This window comes from Rufibacter hautae, from assembly GCF_008271695.1.
Taxonomy (GTDB): domain Bacteria; phylum Bacteroidota; class Bacteroidia; order Cytophagales; family Hymenobacteraceae; genus Nibribacter; species Nibribacter hautae.
Genome location: NZ_VKKY01000001.1, coordinates 399,288 through 416,935, shown reverse-complemented (window position 1 = coordinate 416,935; position 17,648 = coordinate 399,288). Strand labels below are relative to the sequence as shown.

The following is a 17,648-nucleotide window of genomic DNA, read 5'->3' as shown; positions in this document are numbered from 1 at the left end:
TATTTTTTAAAGAAGCTTATATAATTTTATTTGAAGGAATAGAAAGAAATGAAGATGATGGTAAGAAAAGCGTGTGGGCTTTTGGTAGTGCTGTTCCTGTGGGCCGCCAACGCGATGGCGCAGTCCTCTGGGTTGGTAGATGAGTGGCCTGCCGGAAGGGTCTATTTGGCCAACGGGGATTCTGTCAGCGGGAAAATCACCTACCACCGGTCAGAGGATATGATCAGGGTGAACCGGCCAGACGGCTCCGTGGTGGCGTATTCACCTATCGCAGTCCGTGGGTTTGAGGCCCTGGACAATGACGGACGCTACCGCCGCGTGTTTGTGACCCAGCGTTGGAATCTGGGCAATGACTACAGTGACTTTCTGGCCCCGGCTTTCTTTGAGCAGATCGTGATCGGGAACTATGGGCTTCTTAAGCGGGAGACCATGACCCGCCGCGACATGAGCCGTGATGCGATGTACCGTGGCGGTTATTACCCATACGGTGGCTACGGAAGGTACCCGGTAGGCGGCCCCATGTACGTAGACCAACGGCTGGATAATTTCTTCATTCTGCTGCCCAACGGCAAAGTGAAAGAACTCCGCAACGTGAAGAAAGACCTGGAGGTAATCTACGGCAAGAAAAACAGCCAGATGAAGCAGTACGTGAAGCAGAATAAACTCAAGTACACCAGTCTGCCAGATCTGGCAAAGATTGTCAGCTACCTGGGCGCTATTTCCCAGCCAGAGGTGAAAACCACCTCCGTGGATTAGAAGGCCGTCGCTTAAGGGTAAGCAGGATATTTTACAACAGCAGAACGCCCCGTTAACCTAGGTTAGCGGGGCGTTCTGCTTTAGGGGTGTTTTGCCTGAAACAGGCTAAAAACGAAACTACAAATCGCGGGAGCGGAGCAGTTGGTAAGAGAGGAAGCAGAAAAGCGTCACGTACAGTATCGCCGGTGCCAGGGCCTGCAGAGGCGAAAGAGTTTCGGTGACGCCCAGCATCAGTTGCTCTACTTCGGCGTGAGGGTTAGGTGTAAGGGCCCCCAGGGTTTTCATGGGAAAGTATTGGTCTATCTGATCCGGAGTTTTCCATTGGATAAGCCTTTCTACCACCAAGGTATATGCCATGAACAGCATAATGGCCAAGCCGGTTTTCCTGACCAGGAACGCAATGAACATGGCCAGGGACATGTATCCTACCAATTGCACCAGGTAATAGAAGATGGCCTGCACATTGGAGAACATGGAAGTGTCGTTGCCGGTGTCTTGCCGGTGGTACAGCCCAAACCCGAGGCCCAGAAAGACCACATACAGGGCCAGAAGGGCCGCCAGTAAAAGGATGACGCTGTACTTGGCCTGCACCAGGTTGGCACGAGAGAATCCGTCTATCACCTGTTGCCGCAGCGTGCGGAAGGCGTATTCATCTGAGATGAGGATGATGATGAGAATGCCCGGAATCAGGTTAAGGAAACTGGAGACGTAGGCCAGGTGCATCCACAGCTTGGGGAACTGGTAAAGTTCGGCGCCGGCCATCTGCCCGTTTACCATCACGTTGCCGCGGGCGTAGAAGAAGATGAAAAGTAAAAAGCACTGCAACACCAACAGCACCCAGAACGTGGAGTACGGCAGCAGTTTACGGAGTTCTATTCTTAAAAGGGAGGTCATACAGAATCGGCTTTGATGATTTCCAGGAACTGGCTTTCCAGGCTTTTTTTGCGCACCACCAACTGGCCCAGCGCAATGCCTTGGGAGAAGAAGGCGCGGTTCAGTTCAGAGCTGTCGGTCTCTGGCCGAAGGGTCAGTTGCAGTTGCTGGTTTACGGGGCGGGCCTCGGTCACGAAGGGCAAGGTGCGGGCAATCTGCAGCAAAGTATCCAGCGGGGCACCGCCACTGATGAACACCAGGTCATGGGCCGCCATGATAGAAGAAACGGGGCCTTGGGCCTTAAGCTTGCCGCTGCGCAATACCGCCATGTGGGTACAGACTTTCTCTACCTCGTCCAGCAGGTGACTGGCCAGAATAATGGTTTTTCCCTGAGCCGCGATGGAAATGATCAGCTGCCGCACTTCGGCAATGCCTTCGGGGTCCAGACCGTTCGTGGGTTCGTCCAGCACCAGTACTTCAGGGTCACCCAGCAGGGCGGCACCGATGGCCAGGCGTTGTTTCATCCCCAGCGAGTAGCCCTTGAACTTGTCTCCCCGGCGATGGGCCAGCCCCACGGTCTGCAACACCCCCGGAATGCGGGCGTGGTCTACGCGTTTCACATCGGCGGTGATGCGCAGGTTCTCTTCGCCGGTAAGGTAAGGATAGAAGTTAGGGGTTTCCAGCAGGGCGCCTATGCGGCGTTTGGTGCTTTTGGAGGTAGGCTGCCCAAACCACTGGTAAGTTCCGGCACTGGCATTGATCACGTCCAGCACAATGCCTAAGGTGGTGGTTTTTCCGCTGCCATTGGGGCCCAGCAAACCGTAAATGCTGCCCTCGGGTACTTTGATGGTTAATTGGTCCAGGGCCTGCACGGCGCCGTAGCGCTTGCTCAGTCCCTGAATGTCTAAAATGTCTGCCAAGATGGAGTAGCTTGTGATGGATGTCCTGCAAAGCTATCAGGATTTGGAGGAAATGCGAGCCCGCCGGAAATTTGTTTTAAAACAGAGCGCCCACCTAACTCAGGTGGGCGCTCTGTTTTGGGCCTGTTTTCCAAAAACTGCTGCTAATACAGAAAGCTGTTCAGGAATGAGGCAGGTTATTCGTCATTCTTTGCTGGAACCGGCGGCGGTGGAGGCGGTAATTTGCCAAATTTCTTCTCGAAGGCCGCTCTTCCTGATGGGGTATTGTCAAAGCTCTCTACTTCGCCAGACTTGGACACCACGTAAATGCTTTCCTCACTGATGCTCAATCCCTGCACCTTTGGGTTCCGCTGTTTGAAATCCCTAGTGATGTCCACGTTGAAAGGCGGGGGAGGAGGTGGCGGAGCCAAAGCTGCGTCTGGAGCCAAAGGAGGTGCTGCAACATCTACCGGGACTGCCGGAACAGGTGGCGGTGGCGGCGGAACAGGCAGGGTGCCGTATTTTTTCTCCGCTTGCGCAATCCCCTCGGGGGTGCTGGCGTATTGCTCTTTTGTCCCAGATTTCAGGTGCACCTGAATGGCCTGGTTGCTCCAGGTAATCCTCCTGACCGAAGGATTGCGCTCCAGAAAGGCATCGTATTGGTTCTGGAAAGGCAAGGTACTTATGGAAATCTCCTGCGGCTGCATTTCTCCCAGTTCTTCGCTGGAGCCCGCAATGCCATGGCAGGCGAGCAGCCCCGAGAGCAGCAAGGGAACAACCGCCACGAAACGGATTTTCTGGGCTTTGCCAGAAGGGGTTTTGTTCATCATCATGATTCGGTGTTTTAAGGATGGATAACTGAAAGAGGAGGTAAAGGAAAGCGGGGCCGCCCCCGTGGTTTGCAGGAGCGAGAACTGGTACTGTTTCCGGTCAATGCCGGCTTGCAGGGTCTGCTGGTCGGTGAGAAACTCCAGGTTCTGTTTCAGGGCTTTGCGCAGGAGCCACACCACCGGGTTAAACCAGTTGAACAGCGTAGTGATTTCCATGAGCAGGATGTCCAGCGTATGCCACTGCCGCACGTGGGTATGCTCATGCTCCAGAATGGGCCGCCAATCTTTGGGCGGGTGCTGCCCGGGATTAAAATAGATGGCCTTCCCGAAGGAGAACGGCGCCAATTCGGCCTCAATCTGCCGATACGGAATGCCTTGGTATGACGCGTGACCAGATTTCCGGTGGATGTGATACAGCGAAGCGATCTGCACCACCAACCGGACCGTCATCAGGCCCACGCCCAGCCAAAAAAGAAGTACCGGAATGAGCCAGAAATCAAATGCGGGAGTTTCCGTGGCCTGGGTTTGCGGTACCTGCCAGGATGTAGAAAAGCTCTGGAGCGTCTGGTAGAGCTGTTGCTTCTCTTTGAAAAACCTAGACAGGTCAAAGAGCGGGAGCAAAGCGGGCAACACGAGGCCTGCCAACAGAAACAGCCGGTTCCATTGGTGGAAGGTAGTCTGCCGCAGCACCAGCCGGTAGGTGGCGTAGAACAAGGCCAGGCCTACGTTCACTTGCAGAAGATAGAGGAGCAAGGCTGGCATGTCACTCAGATTTTTGGTTCTCAATCATGGCCATGATCTCTTTCAGTTCCTGCGGACTGAGCTGCTTCTCTTTCACGAAGAAAGCCACCAACTCTTTGTAGGAGTTCTGGAAGTAGTTGCCCACAAAGCCTTTCATGAACTTCTTCTTGTATTCCTCGGCTTTGATGAGTGGGGCGTAGCGGTAGGTGTTGCCCAGTTTTTCGGCCTGCACGAAGCCTTTCTTCTCCAGGTTCTTCACCGTGGAGGCCAGCGTGGTGTAAGGCGGTTTGGGCTCCGCGAGTTTGTCTAGGAAGTCTTTGATGAACCCGCCCTCGGTTTCCCAGATCACCTGCATGGCGTCCTCCTCCTGTTGTGTCAGTTTCTCCATAGCTGCATTATTTACGACTGTTTCGTAATTCTACGAAATTTTCGTAATAAAGTGTGCATCAGCGTAGAAATATTTTTTACAGGAAATGCAAAAGCCCCTTTCAGAGGTAGAAAGAGGCTTTTGATCAACGTTGATTTTGCCCTGATTTTAGAAAAACGGCTGCTAAACGATCTGTTGGGAAATCAGTTCCTGCAGCTTCTGCTGGATATCGGCTTGCACCATTCCTCCGTGGTAGCAAATGAGTTGCGCTATCTCAAGGCCAGCTAGCCTTTTTATAGAGCTCACCGCCATGGCAAGGTCAAGGGTGTACTGCGGATTGGCGATTCCCAGTTCCCCGTCTTCGTAAACCAGGGCATCGCCCGAAATCAAGGTTTGGGAAGCCGGCAGGTAGACAGAGAAATGGCCGGGCGTGTGTCCTGGAGTATGGATGATCTGGGCGCCGCTAAAAAAATCAGGCTCTTCTTCCCCCTTGAACGTGAAATCTACCGCTACTGGCTCCACGCTCTTCAGAAATTCTTGAAATGCGAGGGAATTGGCTTGCTGGTCTTCGGGCAGGGTGCGGTGTAAGTCCTCTGCCTGTTGCAGCCGGGCAGATTTTTTGCTTCCGTTGATGTAAGCTGCTTCTGTTACGGAGGAATAGACCTGAAGCCTAGGATACTCTTGCTTTAACGCATGCAAAGCGCCCACATGGTCAATGTCATGGTGCGTGATGAGCACACCGGTTAATTCAGCCAAGGAGAAGCCTGCCTGTTTTAGGGCCGTTTCAAGCAAAGGCAGTGAACCTGGGTAGCCACAGTCCACCAGCACCAACTGGGAACTGCCCTGCAGTACCGCGGGGTAAAGTATTTCTTCTTTTCCTGAGTGATGGTACTTGAGTTCAAGAATATGTGCCTGCATGGGAACATCCATTTTGTTTATACCTGCCGCGAAACCGCATTACTGCACCGGCAACGCACCTCCCTGCCAACGGGCTACCGGGTAACGCAGGTGGGTGTTCTCGTAGTGGGGTGTGTTGCGGTACACGAAGTTGAGTTGGGCCTGGGCGCTTTTGGCCAATGCCGGGTCTCTCGCTTTGGCTTCTTCCAGGGCGGCTTTCAGTTTGGGGTCTTTCTTGAGGTATTCCGCGGCCAGGTCCTCAAACACGTACGCCGAGAAATGCTCTTTCTGCCCCAGCATAGAGTCAAAGAAGTTCCAGGCGAAGTAGGAGTCCGGCGCTTGCGGTTCAAGGGTCTCTACCAGAAAACGGTTGCTCACCTGGTTCAGGTACACCACGTAATCTCCCGCGAAATACCGGATAGGCTGCTGCACTTTTCTGACCTGTACATCGGTATGGAGGTAATGGCCTTCGTACGGGCGCTGACCGGTCTTGTAGTCGGTGATGTAGTAGGTCTCGGGGGTGAGGACGGTGTCTCTGCTCAGGCGCTTCAGTTCCACCTGGTTCTGCTGCAGCCGCTCAATGACCTCGGTCCAGGCCTGGGGAATGATATAAGCTACTGGCTTGGTGACGGAAAGCGTAGGCCGGAAGGTGTCAAAGAACTTCACGGGGCGGGTGAACGGGGCTTTGCGGTCATAGTACAGGCGCTCCAGTCCAGAGACCTCGCTTGGTTTGTATTTGGCCTCGTAGCCTTTGAAGTTGATGGTCTCCACTTGCGTGGTATCGGGTTCCCAGTTTAAGACAAACTCCTGCTGGGTGCGCAGGGCGGCGCGGTCCTGCTGGCGGGCGGTTTGGATGGCTTTTCCGTTTTTGGCCACATAATCGAGGAACTCCAGCATGAGGTCATAGGTAGAAGCCACGCGTTTATCAAAGGCTTTGAGCATGTGCGTCTCCGGGATGAAGCCCAGCGTCTGGAAAAGCGTGGTGTACCCGCTGGCGTAGCGGGGCAGATCGGCGAAGCCGAAGATGCCGGTCTCGGGTGTTTCGCCGCGCGAGTTCACGTAGGGCACCAGCGGCCATTTGCGTTTCTCCATGCCTTTGTACAGCGCCGGCAGCATCTGCTGCTTGAGCAAGGTGCCCAGCGCGCCGCCCAGTTTGTTGTGCTGCGTGGGGATGAGCGTCATGGTGTACTGGTAATCGGCGCCGTTGCTGGTGTGGTTGTCCACGAACACCTCGGGGTCCCAGGTCCGGAAGATGGTGGCGAAGGTCTTGGCGTTTTTGGAATCCTCTTTGATGAAATCGCGGTTTAAGTCTAGATTTCTGGAATTGCCCCTAAAACCGTAACTCTCGGGTCCGTTCTGGTTGGTACGGGTGTGGCTGTTGCGGTTCAGGGCGCCGCCTACGTTGTAGATAGGGATGATCACCAGCACGGTGTTGTTTAGTTGCCCGCGCAGTTTCTTGTTCTGCACCAGGTCGCGGGCCAACATCATGGTGGCGTCAATGCCTTCGGGCTCGCCCGGATGAATGCCGTTCTGCACCAGCAGCACCGTTTTGCCTTTGCGGTGGACGGATTGCGGGTCAAAGTCGCCATCGGTAGAGATGACCACGGTGTGCAGGGGTTTGCCTACATCGGTCATGCCCACGGGCGTCATTTGTATCTCAGGGTAGGCCTGGTCCAGGCGGCCGTAATAGTCAATGCACTCCTGATAAGTGGCGGTCTGGTTGCGGTTGCTTTTCTCAAAGGGGGTACGCCAGTCCGGCGCCGGCGCCGTGGACAGCAGGGTGCTAAGGGTAGCAAACAGGGTTAAGAGCATGTGGGGTAACGCGAGGTAAATTAAAGGGGTAATGTTAGCCATTCTGCGGGAGAAAAGGAAAAGCCAACTGCCGCCTTGTGTGCTACAGCCAGTGGAATTCTTGGGCAACAGGTGTCCCTGCCTCGGTTTCCCGAGGGTTTGTTTTCAAGGTATTTTTGAAAAACGAGCCAGAAACGAAGAATCGGCCCGATGGCCCGTCCTTTTAGTACAGGCGGTTTTTGGAGGCGTTGCCCAAGAGCTTTTCGTCCAGGCTGTATCGACCGGGGCCGATGAAAAGCAGGCTGAGGAAGAGAATGGCGGACTCTATGGCGTGCGAGGCCCCGTTGATGCCCTCTCCGGCGGCCAGGTGGTGGATGGTGGCCATGACCATGGTAATGAACAGCAGCACCACTACAGGCCGGAAAAGGAAGCCCAGCATGAGGAACAAACCGCCCACGGTCTCGGCGAAAGCCGCCATGAACCCGAAGAAAGTAGCCCCAGAGGAGATGCCCAGCGTTGACATGGCGCCGCCTACCATGGCCCACGTTTCCTTGCCGCCGGTGATCTTGGGCCAGCCGTGCACAATGAACATAAACCCAATGCCGATGCGGAGCAGCAGAAGACCAGCGTGTAGGTAAGGATAATAATTACGGAGAGGAGCCATGGGTAAAAACGGATTAGGGGATGTCTGTTTTTGAATCGGTTTTACGAGAGAAAGCAAAAAACAGCGAAAGTTGGCTTTGCCCGGTGCAACCATAAGGCATTTTTCTGGTCTGTAGAAGTAGAAAGTGCCCGGCCGCAAAACGGGCTTTGGAAGTCTGCAACGTTCACCTTTATCCCAACATATAACCCTTATTGCTATGTCTAATTGCTTGAATTACCTGCTGTTTTTGTTTTTGTTGTTGCCAGCCCTGGCCTGGGCTCAAACCTCTGTTCCGGCTTCTGAGATTTTGGCCAAGATCAACCGCGGCGAAGTGGTTTCTTACCAGAACGCCACCATCACAGGTGACCTGGACCTGACCCAACTGCAGAACAAAACCCTGAAGAAAGTGGAGGGCGAAGGCGGCAAATACGACAGCAAGGAATACATCAGTACGGTGACTGCGCCGGTTTCTTTTACCAACTGCACCTTCAAGGGCGACGTGCTGGCCTACTTCAACCCTAACAGCATAGACGGCGATGGCCTCAAGGTGAATGTGCAGAACGGTAAAGACGAGGTCTACAACACCAATTTTGAGAAAGACGTGCGTTTTGAGAAATGCACCTTTGAGAAACGCAGCGCCTTCAAATACTCGGTCTTCAAGGAGGATGCCTCTTTTACCGGCAGCACATTCCAGCGCGAGGCGCTTTTCAAGTACAGCAAATTCAACGGGGAGATAGACTTTATGAAGGCCAATTTCAACGAGGTCGCCAACTTCAAGTACGTGAACTTTCCTGCCAAGGCAGACTTCAAAGCCACCAACTTCGGGGAAATGGCCGATTTTAAATATGCTTCTTTCCCGCAGGGCGGCAATTTCCAGAACGCGGTATTCAGCCGCCTGGCCAACTTCAAGTACGCCAAACTCTCTGACCCCATGCAGTGGAAAGGCGCCTCGTTCAAAGGCGGTCAGGACCTAAAGTATGCCTCACTCAACAAGAAGTCTTTCAGTGCCGCAGCGCTGGAGGAAATGACCAGATAATCGGCCTGTGGCCGAAGACCTATTTCAGGCCTGTTTTCTGGAAATGAGCCGGAAAACGGCTGGAAAGCAAAAGCCCCGTGAAGGGAACCTGCCAAAGCGTAGGTTCCTTTCACGGGGCCTCTTATTGAAAGTTACAGAAGAATCTTAGTAGAGCATCACCCCGGAAACGAGGGTGGAGTTGGGGACATCGTTCACCTTCATCTTGGCCCACCGCTGCGACGGGATGCCGCGCATATCCAGCACGAAACTGATTTTAACATCCTCAGAGATGGCTACAAAGCCGGTCTCGCCGGGGGCCACGCGGGTGATCTTGAAGTTAGATTTCACGTCTTTGAAGGTGCTGCCAATTCCCACGCCGCTCTGGCTTTTGAAGGCGGGGTTCAGGACCGTGATGCGGGACACTTTGCAGGCTTGGCCGGCGCATTCCTGTTCCACGCGCAGGTCGGGGCGGTGGCGTTCGCCCAGTACCTCGTAGGCCGCCGTGGTATTGCCTTCAATGGAGTGTTCAATGGACCGGAGCTTGGTCTCGCCGTAGACTTTTTTCAACTCTTCTATGGGCATACCTATTTTTACCCGGCCCGCCTGCCCGCTTTGCAGGGTCAGGTTGAACAAGGGGTTGGCGGCCGAGGGCGGCGTGGAGGCCGTGGATGGGGCACCGGGCAGCGGTTCTTCAGACATGGGCTCAGAAACGGCGGGGGCAGGGGCGGCGCCATCGGGGCTTTGGGTTGTCTCACCGGCCTGGACAGACACATCGCCAGCGGCTTCTTCTAGCTGCGTCTCATTATTGTCGTTTGCGTTGGAGGCATCTTGCTTGCAGGACGCCAGCACCAGCAGCGTTCCAAACAGAAGGATTGTCTTTTTCATAGCATTCAGGTTTCGTACAACATAGGTACTGTTTCTTCCCAGATAACACAAGCGTTTACGTAATCTGGGCTGTTTCTATTTGGCGATGGCCCGTATACAGACTAATTTGGCTCCAAACTATGAACTGACTATGGAGAAGAAGCCCTTAATTTTAGTTTCTAACGATGACGGAATCACCGCGCCCGGTATCCATACGCTGGTGAAGGTGATGCAGAAGATAGGAGAGGTAGTGGTAGTGGCGCCAGACGGGCCGCAGTCGGGCATGGGACACGCCATCACCATCGGGAACACCCTGAGGTTAGACAGATCGCTGGCTTTTGCCGAGGTGGAATCTTACGAGTGCTCCGGCACCCCCGCAGACTGCGTGAAGCTGGCCAAGCACCACGTGCTCAAGAACCGCAAGCCAGACCTGGTGGTGAGCGGCATCAACCATGGCTCCAACTCCAGCATCAGCGTGCTGTACTCCGGCACCATGTCGGCGGCCATTGAGGCGGCCATTGAGGGGCTGCCCGCCATTGGCTTCTCGCTCTGCGACTACGGTCATGACATTGACTTTTCGCACACCGAGGAATACGTGGAGCTGATCACGCGCCAAGCCTTGGAGTTCGGGATCCCGGCGGGCGTGGCCCTGAACGTGAATTTTCCCAAGAAATCAGCCAAACCCATTGCGGGCATCAAAGTCTGCCGGCAGGCCCGTGCCAAGTGGGAAGAGGAGTTTGACGAGCGCAAAGACCCGCAGGGCCGGGTGTATTTCTGGCTCACTGGTAATTTCGTGAACCATGACAAAGGCGAGGACACCGATGAGGCCGCCCTGGCCCAGAACTACGTCTCGGTGGTGCCCTGCCAGTTTGATATGACCTCCAACTACGCCATCACGGTGCTCAACAATGACTGGAACCTGAACCCCGAGGCAGAGCCGGCCGGAAGCTCCAAAACCGTGGAAAGCGGCCGCGCCGAGGGCTGATTTGGTTTAGACCTGTTTGCAATAAAAGGGCCGCTAAACTGAAGTTAGCGGCCCTTTTGTTTGGTGCTACCATTTGATGCCACCAGATTGTTCCGTTCAGAATAAGGATGGCTGCTAGGCGCTAAGCTGTTTACTTTGAGGCAATTGCCGATAAAGGAAACGCATAGCCCACGGTGAAACTAAGCACCCGGCTTTTTTGGTCAGCGTCCAAATGGATGGTTGGTGTCCAAGCTTCCTCACCCGGAATGTTGATGGTAATGGGTCCAGTGTACTCCTTATCAAGGTGCGTTAAACCCAAGCTGAACCGCGCATCTAAAAGCAACGTGCCACCGCCTAGCGTAAACCCTAAACCGCCGCCGCCCTGCACACTAAATTCCAGCCGATTGCTTTGGCTAAAATTATATTCCGATTTATCGTCTCCTGTTTCAAATTTACCTGCAATGGCGTAGCTTACGGAAGGACCCGCATTCAGGTACCCATACCATTTCCCATTTTGGAGGGTAGCTTTCACCAAGATGGGTACTTCTAAATATGAAAGCGTTTTCTTCTGCTCCATAAAGGAAATTTCCGCCTCAGGATAAAAAGGCAGGGTGGCAAACGTTTGGTAAGAGTGTTTCTTTTGCAGGTAATTAATCTCAGGCTGAATGGATAACCACGGAAGTTTAGTGGAGGGTAGGTTTAGTGCTACTCCCGCTACAATGCCCGGATTATATGTTTCTTCGTTTCTCTGTTCCGGGAAGCGCTCAAACGTATAGCTGCTGAAAGTAACCCCCGCTTTTGGAATAAGGGTCACCTGTGCCGAGGCGCATCCAAGGGTAAAGGCAAGAGAAAGAAGTAGGAGCGTAAATCTTTTATTTATAGAATAATTTATATGGCTTTGTGTCTGAGTTGTGAGGGAATGCAGATGCAAAAGAAAAGCCCTCCGTTGAAGGGAAGGGCTATTCTTTTAGAATATTTATTTCAAGGCTAGTATTTGAAAAAGGCGCTGAAAACGAAAAATCAAATCAGAGATTCAAGGTTTTAGCTTTGTGCGATTTTCTTTTTGTTGAATTTCTCGATAGGTCCGTACTGGGCTTTCTTGATCGTGATGCCCGCTACCCGCAGCTGCACTTCCACTGGTGCCAGTTTTTTGGTAAAATCAGAGGAAACCACTTTGCCGTAAAATTCTTTCGCTTCTTTAGATTCCCCTTTCTCAAAAGAGTGGGTAGATAGTCTTTTAGTGATAGGCAAACCTGGGATAACCTGGTAGGTAGTGGTTACCACCTCGTAAGAAGGCATAAAGGGTTTGATGACTTTTTTGAGTATACGTTTCATGCAATAGTTATAAAAGTTACTGGGTTTAGTAGAGCGTAAGACAAAGATAGACTTTCTTTAGTTCTCTTCTACAAAAGCATTTATAACTTTTTTGAGCTGGTTGCCAGTAAGCAAAAGTATGGTTAAGCCAAGACTGCTAAAGCAGCCTAGGATGTAAATTGACAAGCTTTCTAGCACCAGCGGTTTGGACCTTAGGCTCTTGATTCTATTTTAGAAAGTTAGACCAGAAATGAATTTTTCCAGGAAAGAAGTAAGCTGAGTTTGTCCTTTATGCAACAGGGTGATGGACATTATGAGCGTTGCCTTGTTTCCGCTTTACTTTCAAAAAACGGCCTATAAACAGAACGGCCTCTGATTGCAAGATCAGAGGCCGTTCTGTTTTGGCTATTATTTTCTGGACAGGGGCTTAGCTTTTGGGAGCTTTCTGGTTCACCGTTTTTTCTGCGAGGACCAGGGCGTTATAAGCGTTCACCAACCCGCCGGTGCGGGATAGGTCCGCGAAACGGCCTTTTTTGCGGGATTCGCCTTCCAGGTTAGGGTACAGGGCGGTTTCTTTGGGGTACACCGTCGCCGATTTCAGGATGACGTCTTTCAGTTCCGCCGCTGTGAGTTCTGGGTAGTGAGACCATACCAACGCAGCCACGCCACTTACAATAGGGCTGGAGAAACTGGTACCGTCCATTTTGCCGTATTTGTTCTCGGGGGCCAGGGAGACAATGTCCACGCCGGGCGCGAAAAGGTCAACCGTCTGCTTGCCATAGTTGGAGAACACGCCCACAAAATCTTTGCCCAGCATGCGGGAAGAGGCGCCTACCTCAATCCAGGTTTTAACCTGGGAGCCGTCGTTGAGCACGCGGCTGGGGTAGTGGGTCACTTTGTCGTTGTCGGTGGCCTCGTTGCCGGCGGCGTGCACCAGCAGCACGTTCTTGGACTCAGCGTATTTCACGGCCTCGTCAACAAACGACTTCTCCGGCGACATAATCTTCCCGAAGCTCATGTTGATGATGTTGGCCCCGTTGTCTACGGCGTACCTGATGGCCAGCGCGATGTCTTTGTCCCGCTCATCGCCCTCTGGCACGGCCCGCAACGCCATGATCTGCACGTCTTCGGCAATGCCGTCAATGCCCAGGTTGTTGCCGCGCAGCCCCGCAATGAGGCCAGACACCGGCGTGCCGTGGGTTGGCCGCGGGCCCACCACATCGTTGTTCCCGTACTTGTTATCCGCAATGGATTGTGGGTTGTCGTTGATGATGGCCCGCGGGTTGAAGTCCAGGTTCAGGTGCTTGTCCAGGAACGTATCGGTGTGCTCTTTGTATTTCAGGAAAGCCTCTACCGTAAGGCCCTGGCTGTATTTGCTAAGAAGCCAGTTTTTGGCGTTCATCACGTTCTGGTCGGGCGAAGTGATGCGCTGCACGTCCTGCAGGGTGTATTCCTTCGTTTTGAGGTGATCGGCGAGTACGTTCTGTACCTGGATGAGAACCTTCTCAAAAGTGGCCAGGGTTTGCCGGGTCTGCTGGTATTTGGCCAGTTCTTGGTCGTAGAGGGCTTTGCTTTGCAGGTAGAGCTTGTACTCGGGCTGTTGGGCCGGCGGCACCTCAGAGATGGCGTTCACTTTCTGGTAGGTAGGCGCCAGGCGGCGCAGTTGGCGCACGTACTCATAGGTTTCGTACCGGATGTTCTCGCCTTTGGCATTGCCCAGGAAACCCCAGCCGTGCACGTCGTCTACGTAGCCGTTCTGGTCATCGTCCTGGCCGTTGCCGGCTACTTCTTTCTTGTTCGTCCAGATGCGGCCTTTCAGGTCTTCGTGGTTAATGTCAATGCCGCTGTCAATGACCGCCACCACAATGGTTTTCTTCGGCTTTTTGTTGGCAAGCAATTCTTTGTAGGCCCTGTTCACGCCCGTGCCCTGGATTTTGTCCTGCGTGGGGTCCAGGTTGTGCCAGTTCACGTAGCTCTGGTCAAATTCAGAGACGGAAGAGACCGGGTCATCCTGCGCCAGCGCCGGAAACACCGTAAAGCCCGCCAAAAGCAGACTGGCCGAGGTTCTTAGTATATTCTTATTCGGGATTTTCATAGCTGCACAACGGCAAAAACCATTCCATGCGTGTGCCCGCCGCCAGGTTTTACCGTAAACGAAGTCTTCTTTTTGGAAAAGGTACAAATTTTTGGGTTAGCTGCTGCTTCCTGCGGCTGGTTTCCTTATGCCCGGGCAAAAAACGTTTGGGGCCTGTTTTTAGAAAAACAGGCCCCGAATAGGTACTTACAGCATTACAAAGGAATCTACTTCGTCTCCGTCACTTTCTGGTAATAAGCGGTAGGACCATCCGAGGCCGAGTAGTCTAACAGCAGGTACTCCGCTTCCCCGTTCCACAATCCCTTTCCCTGGCCAAATCCCCAGTTATAATTCCCGAAGGTGTGGAAGGCCACCGAAGGATCATCAAGCTTAATTAAAACGTGCCATTCTGTGATGTTTGGGTAGGTTTTGATAGAGAAAGACCCTGTCGCCTTCGCTCCGTTCCGGTACCTGATGACGGAACTGTCCGGGTTCAGGTGCAGGATTTCCTCATAAGGTAGGGGATATGAATGATCAGGTTGGCCGGCTATTTGGGTCCGCTGGATCATCTTCGCCAGCTTCCACTGGCCAAAGACCTGTGAAGGAACCAACGTAGGGGGCCTATAGGCATTCTGATCTGGTTCAGGGGAGATCTCGTCTGTTGGGGTGCAACTCATGGTCAGGAGTATAAACAGAAGAGGGTAGAGGATATTCTTCATACGCATTGCTTTGGCTTTATTACACGACCCAGCTCAGGCCTAATAGGTTGCAGCGCCGCGCCATCTGGTCAACATAAATTATCATCAAATTAATACTTTCCGCCTGATTTTCTAAAAACAGGCTGGAAATGGAGCAAATCTGGGGCGGGTGGTGTTAGGTGATTTCTTCCCCGATGGGTTTGCCCGCGGCACTTGGCGCCGCTGATGCTTTTGAAATTCAGCCTAATCGGGGAAATACTAGTATCTTTGTTTTCTAATTGTAAAACGCACCATGATTTCAGTTGACTCGGTCGCCGTTGAATTTAACGGCTCGGCTCTTTTCAGTAACGTTACCTTCAACATCAACGAAACCGACCGCATCGCCCTCATGGGGAAGAACGGCGCCGGAAAATCCACCCTTCTCAAGATCATTGCCGGGGCCAACAAGCCCACCAGGGGCAAAGTGTCGGCGCCCAAAGACGCCGTGATCGCGTACCTGCCGCAGCACCTGCTCACCAAAGACGAGAGCACCGTGTTTGAGGAAGCGTCCAAAGCCTTCGGGAAAATCCTGGAGATGAAAAAGCAGATGGACGAGCTGAACACCCAGCTGGAAACCCGCACCGACTACGAGTCTGACGAATACATGAAGCTCATTGAGGATGTCTCTGAGCTGAGCGAGAAATACTACTCTATTGAGGAAATCAACTTTGATGCCGAGGTAGAGAAAACCCTTTTGGGCCTGGGTTTCCTGCGCGCAGATTTCACCCGCTCCACCAGCGAGTTCTCCGGCGGATGGCGCATGCGCATTGAACTGGCCAAGATCCTGCTGCAGAAACCAGATTTGATTTTACTGGATGAGCCCACGAACCACTTGGACATTGAGTCTGTGCAGTGGTTGGAGGATTTCCTGGTGAACAACGCCAAAGCCGTGATCGTGATTTCCCACGACAAGACCTTTGTGGACAACATCACCAACCGCACCATTGAGGTGACCATGGGCCGCATCTACGATTATAAGGTGCCGTACACCCAATACCTGCAACTGCGCAAAGAGCGCCGCGAGCAGCAACAGCGCCAGTTTGATGACCAGCAAAAGGAGATCGCCGACATCACCGCGTTTATTGAGCGTTTCAAGGGAACGTACTCCAAAACGCTGCAGGTGCAGTCCCGCGTGAAGATGCTGGAGAAGATTGAGATCATCCAGGTAGACGAGGTGGATACCTCGGCGTTGAACCTGAAATTCCCGCCGGCCCCGCGCTCTGGTAACTACCCTGTGATTGTAGAGGAACTCACCAAGAAGTACGGCGACCACACCGTGTTCAAAGATGCCTCCATGACCATTGAACGTGGCGAGAAAGTAGCGTTTGTAGGCAAGAACGGCGAGGGGAAATCCACGCTCATCAAGGCCATCATGGGCGAGATTGACTACGAGGGAAAACTGCAACTGGGCCACAATTCCATGATCGGGTATTTTGCGCAGAACCAGGCTTCCTTGCTAGACGAGGACCTTTCTGTGTTCCAGACCATTGACCAGATTGCCGTGGGCGACATGCGTACCCGCATCAAAGATATTCTGGGGGCCTTCATGTTCAGCGGCGATACCGTGGAGAAGAAAGTGAAAATGCTCTCGGGCGGCGAGAAAACCCGTCTGGCCATGATCAAACTTCTGCTACAACCTGTGAACCTGCTTATCCTGGATGAGCCCACGAACCACCTGGACATCAAGACCAAAGACATCCTGAAAGACGCCCTCAAAGCCTTTGACGGAACCCTGATCTTGGTTTCCCACGACCGTGACTTCCTGGATGGCCTGGCCACCAAGGTATTTGAGTTTGGGAACAAGCGCGTACGCGAGCACTTTGAGGACATCAACGGCTTCCTGCGCAACAAGAAAATGGAGAACCTTAGAGAGATTGAAAGAAAAACCGTGGCCAGTTAAGCTGCTACGTAGAATAAAGGAAATCCCCATCAGCCAATGCAGGTTGATGGGGATTTTTGTTTGTAGCGGCGTTACCCTGTAACGCCGTGGTCCTATGAAACTGAAACGCCTCCACCAGCAAATACCTTCCTCCTGAGCAACAAGAACTGTTCCTTTTGCAGAGAACGGTTCTAGAGATTGCCGGCGGTTATGCTGCGTAGGACCACTGCGTTACAGGGTAACGACGCTACATTTTGTTTTTAGGCTCATTTCTAGGAATGATGCTAAAAACAGCTTGTTAGCCATTTCGTTTAAAGGATGCACCCAATGTTTCTTCTCATGTCTAAATATGATAGCTTCAGCAAAAATAACCGCCGGCTCGCTGGCTATGATTATAGGTGGGAGGGGCTGTATTTCATCACCATCTGCACGCAAGGCCGCCAACCCTTCTTTGGTGAGGTAGTTAATGAGGAAATGGTCTTGTCTGCCGAAGGTCGGGTGGTACATACGGTTTGGCTTGAACTAGAACAGCACTGGCCCCGTCTCTTTCTTGGAGAGTTTGTGGTCATGCCCAACCATGTACATGGCATTATTGGGTTAGAAGGAATGATAAGTGATGGTTCGGATTTGGGAAACGAAGTGGCCTTGACTTGTGATGGCGCTACAATGAAAAATGAATATATGGCCGCCTTATCACCAAAAGCGGGTTCTATTTCCCGAGTTATCGGCTTTTATAAGTCTGTTTGTACCAAAATGATCAGAAGCTTGCGTGCCGAGCCCTTCGGCTGGCAGCCGAGATTCCATGACCGCATCATCAGAAACCAGCGCGAATTGCTTCTCATAGAAAACTACATTTTGTCAAACCCCGCCAAGTGGCAAGAAGATAAATTCTACCAAGCGCAAAAAATGTAGCGGCGTTACCCTGTAACGCCGTGTGCCCATGAAACGGGATAGCATCTATTTGCAAAGGCACGTCGCAAGGGCAATTCTTCTAAGGTTCCAGT

At 52.8% G+C, this 17,648-nt stretch carries 17 protein-coding genes; 5 read left to right on the top strand and 12 right to left on the bottom strand.

What is annotated here, in order from left to right; translation table 11 throughout:
* Nucleotides 1–54: 54 nt before the first annotated feature.
* The gene (locus FOA19_RS01740; protein WP_190300249.1) at nt 55–756 is read left to right on the top strand and encodes a hypothetical protein; all 702 of its coding nucleotides are present in this window, start codon (nt 55–57) and stop codon (nt 754–756) included.
* Between the two features lie 117 nt (nt 757–873).
* On the opposite strand, the gene FOA19_RS01735 is transcribed toward FOA19_RS01740, so the two are convergent.
* From FOA19_RS01735 to FOA19_RS01705, 7 genes are all read right to left on the bottom strand, one after another.
* A complete protein-coding gene (locus FOA19_RS01735; RefSeq protein WP_149089078.1) occupies nt 874–1,650 on the bottom strand; it encodes an ABC transporter permease in 777 nt (258 codons plus the stop codon).
* Nucleotides 1,647–2,549, bottom strand: a complete 903-nt coding sequence (locus FOA19_RS01730; protein ID WP_149089077.1) for an ABC transporter ATP-binding protein — start codon at nt 2,547–2,549, stop codon at nt 1,647–1,649. Before FOA19_RS01730 ends, FOA19_RS01735 begins: the two co-directional genes overlap by 4 nt.
* Nucleotides 2,550–2,725: 176 nt before the next feature.
* Nucleotides 2,726–4,120 (bottom strand): M56 family metallopeptidase, encoded by a 1,395-nt coding sequence (locus tag FOA19_RS01725; RefSeq protein ID WP_149089076.1) that lies wholly within the window; start codon nt 4,118–4,120, stop codon nt 2,726–2,728.
* A gap of 1 nt (nt 4,121) precedes the next feature.
* Nucleotides 4,122–4,487: a BlaI/MecI/CopY family transcriptional regulator gene (locus FOA19_RS01720; RefSeq protein WP_149089075.1), complete on the bottom strand. Its 366-nt coding sequence runs from the start codon at nt 4,485–4,487 to the stop codon at nt 4,122–4,124.
* 162 nt (nt 4,488–4,649) lie between these two features.
* Nucleotides 4,650–5,384, bottom strand: coding sequence for an MBL fold metallo-hydrolase (locus FOA19_RS01715; RefSeq protein WP_190300248.1), 735 nt, complete (start codon nt 5,382–5,384; stop codon nt 4,650–4,652).
* 39 nt (nt 5,385–5,423) lie between these two features.
* Complete coding sequence (locus tag FOA19_RS01710) at nt 5,424–7,175, bottom strand: M14 family metallopeptidase (RefSeq protein WP_149089073.1); 1,752 nt, start codon at nt 7,173–7,175, stop codon at nt 5,424–5,426.
* A 202-nt stretch (nt 7,176–7,377) separates the two neighbouring features.
* Nucleotides 7,378–7,818, bottom strand: coding sequence for a DoxX family protein (locus tag FOA19_RS01705; RefSeq protein ID WP_149089072.1), 441 nt, complete (start codon nt 7,816–7,818; stop codon nt 7,378–7,380).
* Nucleotides 7,819–8,014: 196 nt separating this feature from the next.
* Between FOA19_RS01705 and FOA19_RS01700 the strand changes: the two genes are divergently transcribed.
* A complete protein-coding gene (locus tag FOA19_RS01700; protein WP_149089071.1) occupies nt 8,015–8,833 on the top strand; it encodes a pentapeptide repeat-containing protein in 819 nt (272 codons plus the stop codon).
* Between the two features lie 144 nt (nt 8,834–8,977).
* Here FOA19_RS01700 and FOA19_RS01695 read toward each other — a convergent pair whose 3' ends face one another.
* Nucleotides 8,978–9,697 carry a hypothetical protein gene (locus FOA19_RS01695; protein ID WP_149089070.1) on the bottom strand — a complete coding sequence of 240 codons (720 nt, stop codon included), beginning with the start codon at nt 9,695–9,697 and terminating at the stop codon, nt 8,978–8,980.
* A 130-nt stretch (nt 9,698–9,827) separates the two neighbouring features.
* Here FOA19_RS01695 and surE point away from each other — a divergent pair, with 130 nt between their 5' ends.
* Nucleotides 9,828–10,661, top strand: coding sequence for a 5'/3'-nucleotidase SurE (gene surE, locus FOA19_RS01690; protein WP_149089069.1), 834 nt, complete (start codon nt 9,828–9,830; stop codon nt 10,659–10,661).
* Between the two features lie 130 nt (nt 10,662–10,791).
* On the opposite strand, the gene FOA19_RS01685 is transcribed toward surE, so the two are convergent.
* The 4 genes from FOA19_RS01685 to FOA19_RS01670 all read right to left on the bottom strand — a co-directional run bounded on the left by FOA19_RS01685 (nt 10,792) and on the right by FOA19_RS01670 (nt 14,747).
* Nucleotides 10,792–11,571, bottom strand: coding sequence for a porin family protein (locus FOA19_RS01685; RefSeq protein WP_149089068.1), 780 nt, complete (start codon nt 11,569–11,571; stop codon nt 10,792–10,794).
* 110 nt (nt 11,572–11,681) lie between these two features.
* On the bottom strand, nt 11,682–11,975 hold the full coding sequence (locus tag FOA19_RS01680; protein WP_149089067.1) for a hypothetical protein: 294 nt from the start codon (nt 11,973–11,975) through the stop codon (nt 11,682–11,684).
* A gap of 406 nt (nt 11,976–12,381) precedes the next feature.
* A complete protein-coding gene (locus FOA19_RS01675) occupies nt 12,382–14,049 on the bottom strand; it encodes a S8 family peptidase (RefSeq protein WP_149089066.1) in 1,668 nt (555 codons plus the stop codon).
* A gap of 206 nt (nt 14,050–14,255) precedes the next feature.
* The gene (locus FOA19_RS01670) at nt 14,256–14,747 is read right to left on the bottom strand and encodes a hypothetical protein (RefSeq protein ID WP_149089065.1); all 492 of its coding nucleotides are present in this window, start codon (nt 14,745–14,747) and stop codon (nt 14,256–14,258) included.
* Nucleotides 14,748–15,018: 271 nt separating this feature from the next.
* Between FOA19_RS01670 and FOA19_RS01665 the strand changes: the two genes are divergently transcribed.
* The gene (locus tag FOA19_RS01665) at nt 15,019–16,665 is read left to right on the top strand and encodes an ABC-F family ATP-binding cassette domain-containing protein (RefSeq protein ID WP_149089064.1); all 1,647 of its coding nucleotides are present in this window, start codon (nt 15,019–15,021) and stop codon (nt 16,663–16,665) included.
* Nucleotides 16,666–16,983: 318 nt separating this feature from the next.
* The gene (locus FOA19_RS01660; protein ID WP_149089063.1) at nt 16,984–17,556 is read left to right on the top strand and encodes a transposase; all 573 of its coding nucleotides are present in this window, start codon (nt 16,984–16,986) and stop codon (nt 17,554–17,556) included.
* The last annotated feature ends 92 nt before the right edge of the window (nt 17,557–17,648 follow it).

Bases quoted from the DNA above. Each gene is read 5' to 3' on its own strand.
- FOA19_RS01700 (WP_149089071.1), top strand. From the start codon at position 8,015: ATGTCTAATTGCTTGAATTACCTGCTGTTTTTGTTTTTGTTGTTGCCA.
- FOA19_RS01695 (WP_149089070.1), bottom strand. From the start codon at position 9,697: ATGAAAAAGACAATCCTTCTGTTTGGAACGCTGCTGGTGCTGGCGTCC.
- FOA19_RS01720 (WP_149089075.1), bottom strand. From the start codon at position 4,487: ATGGAGAAACTGACACAACAGGAGGAGGACGCCATGCAGGTGATCTGG.
- FOA19_RS01725 (WP_149089076.1), bottom strand. From the start codon at position 4,120: ATGCCAGCCTTGCTCCTCTATCTTCTGCAAGTGAACGTAGGCCTGGCC.
- FOA19_RS01670 (WP_149089065.1), bottom strand. From the start codon at position 14,747: ATGAAGAATATCCTCTACCCTCTTCTGTTTATACTCCTGACCATGAGT.
- FOA19_RS01660 (WP_149089063.1), top strand. From the start codon at position 16,984: ATGTCTAAATATGATAGCTTCAGCAAAAATAACCGCCGGCTCGCTGGC.
- FOA19_RS01735 (WP_149089078.1), bottom strand. From the start codon at position 1,650: ATGACCTCCCTTTTAAGAATAGAACTCCGTAAACTGCTGCCGTACTCC.
- FOA19_RS01675 (WP_149089066.1), bottom strand. From the start codon at position 14,049: ATGAAAATCCCGAATAAGAATATACTAAGAACCTCGGCCAGTCTGCTT.
- FOA19_RS01665 (WP_149089064.1), top strand. From the start codon at position 15,019: ATGATTTCAGTTGACTCGGTCGCCGTTGAATTTAACGGCTCGGCTCTT.
- FOA19_RS01710 (WP_149089073.1), bottom strand. From the start codon at position 7,175: ATGCTCTTAACCCTGTTTGCTACCCTTAGCACCCTGCTGTCCACGGCG.
- FOA19_RS01740 (WP_190300249.1), top strand. From the start codon at position 55: ATGATGGTAAGAAAAGCGTGTGGGCTTTTGGTAGTGCTGTTCCTGTGG.
- FOA19_RS01680 (WP_149089067.1), bottom strand. From the start codon at position 11,975: ATGAAACGTATACTCAAAAAAGTCATCAAACCCTTTATGCCTTCTTAC.
- FOA19_RS01715 (WP_190300248.1), bottom strand. From the start codon at position 5,384: ATGCAGGCACATATTCTTGAACTCAAGTACCATCACTCAGGAAAAGAA.
- FOA19_RS01705 (WP_149089072.1), bottom strand. From the start codon at position 7,818: ATGGCTCCTCTCCGTAATTATTATCCTTACCTACACGCTGGTCTTCTG.
- surE (WP_149089069.1), top strand. From the start codon at position 9,828: ATGGAGAAGAAGCCCTTAATTTTAGTTTCTAACGATGACGGAATCACC.